8 protein-coding genes are annotated in these 7,682 nt (G+C 71.6%); 3 read left to right on the forward strand and 5 right to left on the reverse strand.

Annotated features, from left to right (window positions below):
* Positions 1–27 precede the first annotated feature (27 nt).
* From ACWGH4_RS26600 to ACWGH4_RS26620, 5 genes are all read right to left on the reverse strand, one after another.
* On the reverse strand, positions 28–504 hold the full coding sequence (locus ACWGH4_RS26600) for a hypothetical protein (protein WP_453465406.1): 477 nt from the start codon (positions 502–504) through the stop codon (positions 28–30).
* A gap of 53 nt (positions 505–557) precedes the next feature.
* Complete coding sequence (locus ACWGH4_RS26605; RefSeq protein ID WP_453465408.1) at positions 558–1,496, reverse strand: hypothetical protein; 939 nt, start codon at positions 1,494–1,496, stop codon at positions 558–560.
* A gap of 98 nt (positions 1,497–1,594) precedes the next feature.
* Entirely contained in the window at positions 1,595–3,004 is a 1,410-nt protein-coding gene (locus ACWGH4_RS26610) for a serine/threonine-protein kinase (RefSeq protein ID WP_453465410.1), read from the reverse strand.
* Positions 3,001–3,753 (reverse strand): FHA domain-containing protein, encoded by a 753-nt coding sequence (locus ACWGH4_RS26615; protein ID WP_453465412.1) that lies wholly within the window; start codon positions 3,751–3,753, stop codon positions 3,001–3,003. Before ACWGH4_RS26615 ends, ACWGH4_RS26610 begins: the two co-directional genes overlap by 4 nt.
* A gap of 114 nt (positions 3,754–3,867) precedes the next feature.
* Positions 3,868–4,410 carry a hypothetical protein gene (locus ACWGH4_RS26620; protein WP_441263769.1) on the reverse strand — a complete coding sequence of 181 codons (543 nt, stop codon included), beginning with the start codon at positions 4,408–4,410 and terminating at the stop codon, positions 3,868–3,870.
* Between the two features lie 245 nt (positions 4,411–4,655).
* On the opposite strand from ACWGH4_RS26620, the gene ACWGH4_RS26625 reads away from it, so the two are divergent.
* The 3 genes from ACWGH4_RS26625 (at position 4,656) to ACWGH4_RS26635 (ending at position 7,624) form a co-directional block, all read left to right on the forward strand.
* The gene (locus tag ACWGH4_RS26625; RefSeq protein WP_441263770.1) at positions 4,656–5,525 is read left to right on the forward strand and encodes a bifunctional methylenetetrahydrofolate dehydrogenase/methenyltetrahydrofolate cyclohydrolase; all 870 of its coding nucleotides are present in this window, start codon (positions 4,656–4,658) and stop codon (positions 5,523–5,525) included.
* 17 nt (positions 5,526–5,542) lie between these two features.
* Positions 5,543–6,283, forward strand: coding sequence for a DUF3017 domain-containing protein (locus ACWGH4_RS26630; protein WP_453465415.1), 741 nt, complete (start codon positions 5,543–5,545; stop codon positions 6,281–6,283).
* A gap of 111 nt (positions 6,284–6,394) precedes the next feature.
* Positions 6,395–7,624 (forward strand): NADP-dependent isocitrate dehydrogenase, encoded by a 1,230-nt coding sequence (locus tag ACWGH4_RS26635; RefSeq protein WP_453465417.1) that lies wholly within the window; start codon positions 6,395–6,397, stop codon positions 7,622–7,624.
* Positions 7,625–7,682 lie beyond the last annotated feature (58 nt).

Below are 7,682 nucleotides of genomic sequence, written 5' to 3' on the forward strand. Positions count from 1 at the left end.
CCGGCGGGCCGCACGCGTGGCGCGGGCTCAGCTCATGAAGCGCGAGCACCCGCTGGCGTACACCCACTGGTGCGACGAGATGCTGTTGTTCATGTTGTAGCCGGTGGTGTACGTGTTGCGGGACAGGTTGTCGACGTACAGCTCGCCCCGCTTGAGGCAGTTGTAGCCGCCCGTGTAGCCCGCGTGACGGTAGAACGCGACGACGTCCTCGCCGCCGGAGTAGCCGCTGTTCATGACGGACGACGCGCGGTCGTTGTCGGACCCTGTGAACACGCCGGAACCGTCGGCCCAGTTGGAGTCGTCACCCTGCGTTCCGCCGAGGTACGCGCCGGAGCAGTCGTAGCCGTCCCAGGCGCGGACGTAGCCGTCACTGCCGCCGGGCCACGCGTTGTCGCAGCCGACCCCTGCCGGGGCGACCGGGGCCGCCTGGGCCGCCGTGGCGGGTGCGGCGAGGCCGACGGCCGCCAGGCCGAGCGCGGCGAGGGTCATGGTGAACTTGCGCATGATGAACTCCCGTTCGTCTTCGTGTGAGGTGGTGCGGGTGTGGGGGCCGCCCGTCAGGCGCGGGGGCCCACGATCTCCTCGGCACGCGCCAGGGCGTTCCGCTGGAGACGTCGGTGGGTGTCGAGCGCTTCGCGGTACTCGGGACGCAACGTGCCGATGTAGTGGGCCTGGCGCTGCCGGCCGACGGCTCTGAGCGAGGCGTCCCGGGCGCACAGGGCGTCGGTGGTGGCGATCTTCTTCTCGACGGCGAACGCCCTGTCCGGCGGTAGGTCCCGGGCCCTCCGCCGGGCGCCCTCGCGGGCGGCCTCCGGGTCGGGGTAGGGGTGGCCGGCACGTGTCATGCATGCCGACCATGCCTTGACGGCCTGGCCGAACTGCTGGTCCCGCAGAAGATCAGCGACGTACAGCGGGCGGAGGTTGAGCGCCGCCTTCTCGGCCCGGAACCACGTCTTCTGGTCGCCGTACAACTGCTTCTGGGCCTCGCCGACGCAACCGCCGGTGCGTTTGCGGATGGTTCCGCCGCCGCCCGGCACCTCGACAGTGAGCACGGCGGCGTCCCGGCCGCCGTCCAGCGCGGTGTCGTAGAGCGCGCGCCGTTCGGCGGAGAGGCTGTTGCGGTGGGTGAGGTTCGGATTGTGCCGTCTGGCCCGGTCGCTCTTGGTCTCGATACGGCTCCCGTAGCCGTGCTCGCGGGCCCAGTCGGCGTCGTCCTGGACGTAGCCGACCGGGCGGCTCTCCTCCAGGGTGAGCGGCCGGTGTTCCGAGAACGGGAAACCGCGCCGGTTCATGCACTGCTTGACCAGGCGCTGTTCGGCGTCCGAGATCCGCAGCTCGTCGGCGTGGCCCAGCTCTGCGGCCGGGCCGTTCCCATCCGGATGCCGGCCCGGCGCGGCGGCGGCCACCCCCTGCCCGCCGTCCTCCTGTGTGCACCCGGTCGACGCGGCCGCCAAGGCCACCGCGACCGCACACGCGGCGATGAACCTGCCTCTCATGCCCTGCCCCCCGTTCGGCGCGCCGCCCGTTCGGCGGTGCATCACCACCATCGCGCCGGAGCCGGGCAGGGGGTACCTCGTACGTCAGAGGGTGGCGGTCAGCAGGACTTGGCCCACGTGTGCGACAACACGGGGGAGTCCACGGCGAGATCCTGCTGCTGTCCCTTCTCGACGCAGCCCAGGCGCTGCTGCAGTCCCGGCTTCGCGAAGTAGGTGACGTGAATGAAGCCCTTGGGGTCGGGCGTGCCGTTGTTGAAGAGGGAGCGGGGGCGGTCGCTGGACGCCCAGGAGCAGTCGTTCTCGCCGTCGAACCAGTCCGGGTCGTCGCCCTCCCAGGCGCACATCCTGCCTTCGCCGCCGGCCTCGGAGAAGAAGCAGACGGACCCCGGCTCACAGCGGTCGTAGCCCGTCGCCGTCTGTGCCGTCCCGTTGCCGCCGGCCGTGCTCGGGCTCGCGGTGGGCCCGGCGGCCGCGTCGGCGCGTGGCTTCGTGGCCGGGTCGTCGGCCACCAGCATCCGCACGCCGAAGCCCGCCGCCACCAGGGCGAGTACGCCGGCCGCCACGGCGAGCAGCGGACGCCGCGCCCGTCTTCGGCGCGGTACGAGTCCGGCCGCCGCGTCCGCCGTCCGCCTCAGCAGGGACGTCGCGTCGTGCCTGGCCCGTTCCTCGTGCGTGCGGGCCAGGCAGTCCTCGACGATCTCCCGCCAGAGCGCGGGCAGTTCCGGGGAGAGCCTCAGTTCCTCCTCGCCGCGGGCGTAGCGCACCGCGGCGTCGCGGCGGGCCGCGGGGGAGCCTCCCGGCATGGGGAACGACCCGGTCAGGACGAGGTGCGCCAGAACGCCGAAGGCCCAGATGTCCGCGGTCTGCCGTACCTTGCGGCCGCGTTCGCCGATCTCCGACCACAGCAGCTCGGGCGGCGTGTAGTCGGCCGTCGCGAAGGCCGGCGCGTAAGCGTGGGTGCCCTCCAGTTCCGCCGCCATGTTGAAGTCGCCGAGGCGGGCGGTGCCGTCGGGCATCAGCAGGACGTTGCCGGGTTTGAGGTCGCCGTGCACCCAGCCCGCGCCGTGCAGTTGGTGCAGCCCCTCACAGACCTGCGTCAGCAGCGTGGGTCCCGCCTGCGGCCGGTTCTCGCTCGCGAGCAGTGTCTCGAGCGAGCCCTGTGCGGCCTCCAGCACGAGCACGGTGGCACCGTCCAGCTCGGGGTGGGCGGCGTCGTCGACCGTCAGCGCCTCGTACATCCGGATCAGGCGTGGCGAGCGCAGTCTGCTGAGCAGTTCCACTTCCCGTTCCGCGAGCTCCCGCAGATGCCGTAGCTGGCGCGGGGTGTGCGTGCCGGTCGGCAGGAACTTGAGGGCGGCCCGGGCCGGGCCGCCGGGCTCCGGAGCGGTGTGACGCGCCGCGTACACATTGCCGAACGCCCCGGCGCCCAGCGGTTCGTCGACGATCCACGCCCCGACGCGGTAGCCCGCGGGCACGGCGGCGATGCCGTACGGCCCCGGGGCGGTCATCGCACGGTCCCGCTCGTCACCGCGACGGCGAGTGCCGGTAAGTCGTCCTCGCGTACGAGGTCGAAGCGGAGCGCCAGCGAGACGAGTGACTCCTTCTTGCCGTTCAGCCGCGGCCCCTGGTCGACGGTGTCAGGACCGGGCTTGAGGCGCAGCTTCACGGCGAGATAGTCGATGTTCCACTGCACGGCCGCCCGGTTCGCCGTGGGCCACACCGGCCGCAGCCGCTCCACGACCTGCTCCACGGTGGGCAGCGGCGCGTGGAGCGCGCCGCGCAGGCGGGGCTCGCAGAGGGCCGCGAGCACCAGGAAGTAGCGCTTGGTGCGGTCCAGCGCGAAGGCCAGCGCGGTCGGTTCGCCGTCCGGGTCGGGCCCTTCGGCGTCGGCGTAGTCGTGGCGGGGAGCCCAGACGTCGAAGCTGACCGGTTCGTCCGCGGGGAGCACGACACGGGAGAACTCGAACGGCACGGGTGCGCCGATGCGCCCGGGTGCGATCTTGATGTGCTCCCCGGCACCTTCCGGGTTCTCCACCACATAGGTGGACGTGCCGCTGAGGTTGCTGAGCGACCAGTAGGTGCCCGAGGCGGTGATCTCGCCCGCGGCGCGCGAGACGCACGGGTGCGGGATGGTCAGTTGCCGGACGCCGCCGCCCGGCGCCGGTGTGCGGCCGAAGCGGAGCGTGGCCCCCGGTGCGAGCCTGATCTGTTCCTGTGCGGTGACGCAGGATGCCGGTACGACGACGATGCTGTACATCCCAATCCCTTTCCCCCGACGGAATCAGCGCCAGGGTAGGGACAGGTACGGGCAAGGGCACGGCGTTCGCCCGGTGTGGCACGAAAGTCGGCCGGCCGGTGCGGGGCGAGGGACTCACACGCGCTGGCGGTTGAACCAGGCGCCACCGTCGGACTTGCCGACGAACACGGTCACGAGGATCGCCAGGACGGTGTGCACGAGGCCCACCAGGATGAACGGGTAGATGCCCAGGATGGCGGTGATGATGCCGAACACCATCGCCGCGATGCGGATGCCGTTGCCGCCGCTGCCGAACTTGACGGCGAGGACTATGGCGAAGACGCCCCAGGCCAGCACCAGCAGCGTGAGCAGCCACAGGACGCCCGACGAGTAGTCGGCGAGGTCCTGGAACTGGACGTCGTCCCTGAGCGCCGGGTCGTCCTTCGCCTTGCCGATGGCCACCGCGCTGAGCGCGAACAGGATCGTGCCGATCAGCTGGAAGCCGGCGATGATGTAGAGCATCACGCGAGCCGCCTTGACGCCGCCCGGCATCTCCTGCGGGCCGGTCGGGAAGCCGCCGCCGCCGTAGGGCTGGACCGGCGGGGCCTGCGGGTAGCCGTAGCCGGGCTGCTGGCCCTGCTGCTGGCTGTAGGGGTTGTTCGGGTCGCCGAAGCTCATGGCGGGTTCCTCCGTGTGGAAATGCGGGGACGACGCGGCCCGAGCGGAGGAACTGTGCTGTTATTACTGTTTTGCCCCCCGGCACTGCCCGCGGCACTGCGCGGCTCATCGTCGTCTGAGAGTGGACTTTTTGTCCAGCCGGTATCCACAGGTGTTGTGCAAGTGCAACCTCTCGGCCATCCGCCCGTCGAGACGGAGGCCGGGCGGATTGGAACCGGGGCGGGTCCATCCGGGAGGATGGGGGCATGACTGCCCAGATTCTCGATGGCAAGGCCACCGCAGCCGCGATCAAGTCCGACCTGACCGCCCGGGTGGCGGCCCTCAAGGAGCGGGGGATCACACCCGGTCTCGGAACCCTGCTCGTCGGGGACGACCCGGGCAGCCGCTGGTACGTCAACGGCAAGCACCGCGACTGCGCGCAGGTGGGCATCGCGTCGATCCAGCGCGAACTGCCCGGGACCGCCACGCAGGAGGAGATCGAGGCGGTCGTACGGGAGCTCAACGAGAACCCCGAGTGCACCGGCTACATCGTCCAACTCCCGCTTCCCAAAGGCATCGACGCGAACCGCGTCCTGGAGCTGATGGATCCGGCCAAGGACGCGGACGGGCTGCACCCGGTGAGTCTCGGCCGGCTCGTGCTGGGCATCGAGGGGCCGCTGCCCTGCACGCCGTACGGCATCGTCCAGCTGCTGCGCCACCACGGCGTGGAGATCAAGGGCGCGAACGTCGTGGTCGTCGGCCGCGGCATCACCATCGGGCGGCCGATGCCGCTGGTGCTGACCCGTAAGTCGGAGAACGCCACCGTGACCCAGTGCCACACCGGCACGCGTGACCTCTCCGCCCACCTGCGCCAGGCGGACATCATCGTCGCCGCGGCCGGTGTGCCGCACCTGGTCCGGCCCGAGGACGTCAAGCCCGGCGCGGCCGTGCTCGACGTCGGCGTCAGCCGTGACGAGAACGGCAAGATCGTCGGCGACGTCCACCCCGGCGTCGCGGAGGTGGCCGGCTGGGTCGCCCCCAACCCCGGTGGCGTGGGTCCGATGACGCGCGCGCAGCTGCTGGTGAACGTGGTCGAGGCCGCCGAGCGCGCGGCGTCGGCCGAGTCCGCGGCCTGACGGGAAGAGGCTGACCCATGGTGGTACGCGCGGACAGCAGCGGCACCCGAGGGCCGGGCGACGGTGACGGCGCCCCGGGTCCGGACCAGGCCGTCCCGGACCAGGCCGTCCCGGACCGCACCGCTTCCGGCGAGGCCCGCACCGCTTCCGGCCAGGCTCGCACGGCTTCCGGAGAGGCCGCAGCGGAGGCGGTGTCCGGCACGTCCGCGGAGGCTGCCGGTACGGCGTCGCGCCCCGGCTCGGCCTCCGCGGCCTCGACGGACGACGCACCCGAGGCTGCCGAGGACGGAGCGGGAGCGGGACCGGGCGACCGTCCGGCGGCCGACGGGCACGGCGTCGACGCTGACCCCGACCCCAGGGCCGGCTCGCGCCGGCCGCCCGCCGTCACGCTGGACACCGCCCGGCCCGAGGGCGGCGGACGGGCCGCGCCCGGGGACGCGCCCGCCCCGGCACGGCAGTGGCCGCTGCTCGCGGTGCTCTCCCTGACGGGAGTCGGCCTGTTGATCGTCGGCACCAACGCCTTCGCCGACGCCTTCCGCGTGGGCACGATGCTGGTCGGCGCGGCTCTCGTCCTCGGTGCCGTGCTGCGCCGCGTCACGCCGTCCGTCGGGATGCTCGCCGTCCGCTCCCGTTTCACGGACATGATCACGTACGGGCTGCTCGGAACGCTGATCGTGCTGCTCGCTCTGGTGGCGCAGCCGAAACCGTGGCTGGACGTGCCGTTCCTCGAGGACGCGGTTCATTTCACGGTGCGTTAGCGCCCGGGTCCAAAGGGTCGGCCTCTCACGCGAGTAGCTTGAAGTCGAGATGGCCCGGTGTCACTCACCGTGACATCGGGCCGGTCGACGCGCGAGAGGGACGTTCACCCGATGGCCAAGATCAAGGTAGCCGGTCCCGTCGTCGAGCTCGACGGCGACGAGATGACCCGCATCATCTGGCAGTTCATCAGGAAGAGGCTGATCCTGCCGTATCTCGATGTCGAGCTGATCCACTTCGACCTGGGCATCCAGCATCGCGATGCCACCGGTGACCAGGTGACACTCGACGCCGCCGACGCCGTCAGGAAGTACGGCGTCGGCATCAAGTGCGCCACGATCGCGCCCGACGAGGCGCGGGTCGAGGAGTTCAACCTCAAGGCGATGTACCGCTCGCCGAACAGGACCGTGCGAGAGATCCTCGGCGGCGTCGTGTTCCGGGAGCCGGTGATCATGGCGAACGTCCCCGGTACCGTCGCCGGCTGGACGAGGCCGATCGTCGTCGGCCGGCACGCCTTCGGCGATCAGTACCGGGCCACCGATCTCAAGATCCCCGGCCCCGGCACCCTGACGATGACCTACACGCCCAGCGACGGCTCCGACCCGGTCGAGCTGGAGGTGCACGACTTCCCCGGGCCGGGCGTGGCGCTCGGCATGTACAACCACGACGACTCGATCCGCGACTTCGCGCGCGCCTCGTTCCGCTACGGCCTGGCCCGCGGCTGCCCGGTCCTGCTCTCCACGAAGAACACGGTACTCAAGCGGTACGACGGCCGGTTCAAGGACATCTTCCAGGAGGTCTTCGACGCCGAGTTCAAGGCGGAGTTCGCCCGGGAGGGCCTGACGTACGAGCACCGGCTGATCGACGACATGGTGGCCGCCGCGCTCCGCGGGGAGGGCGGCTACCTCTGGGCGTGCAAGAACTACGACGGGGAGGTCCAGTCGGCGCTGATCTCGCAGGGGTTCGGCTCGCCGGGGCTGATGACCTCGGTCCTGATGTCGGCCGACGGCAGGACCGTCCTGGCCGAGGCCGCCCACGGCACGGTCACCCGCCACTACCGCCGGCACCAGCAGGGCCGGGAGACGTCCACCAACCCCATCGCCTCCGTCCACGCCTGGACGCGGGGACTCGCCCACCGGGGACGGCTGGACGGCACGCCGGAGGTGACCTGGTTCGCCCGGGTGCTGGAGCAGGTGTGCGCGGAGACCGTGGAGGGCGGACAGATGACCCGGGACCTCGCCCTGCTGATCTCGCCCAACCAGCCGTGGCAGACCACGGAGCAGTTCCTGGACACGCTGGACGCCGGTCTGCAGAAGAAGATGGCCGACCATCTGGCGCCGTGACCGCGCCGGGACGGATGCCGGAGAAGCGGCGCGGCGGAAACGGGCGACGGCGCCCGTC

The sequence above is a fragment of the Streptomyces sp. NPDC054847 genome (genome assembly GCF_053610925.1).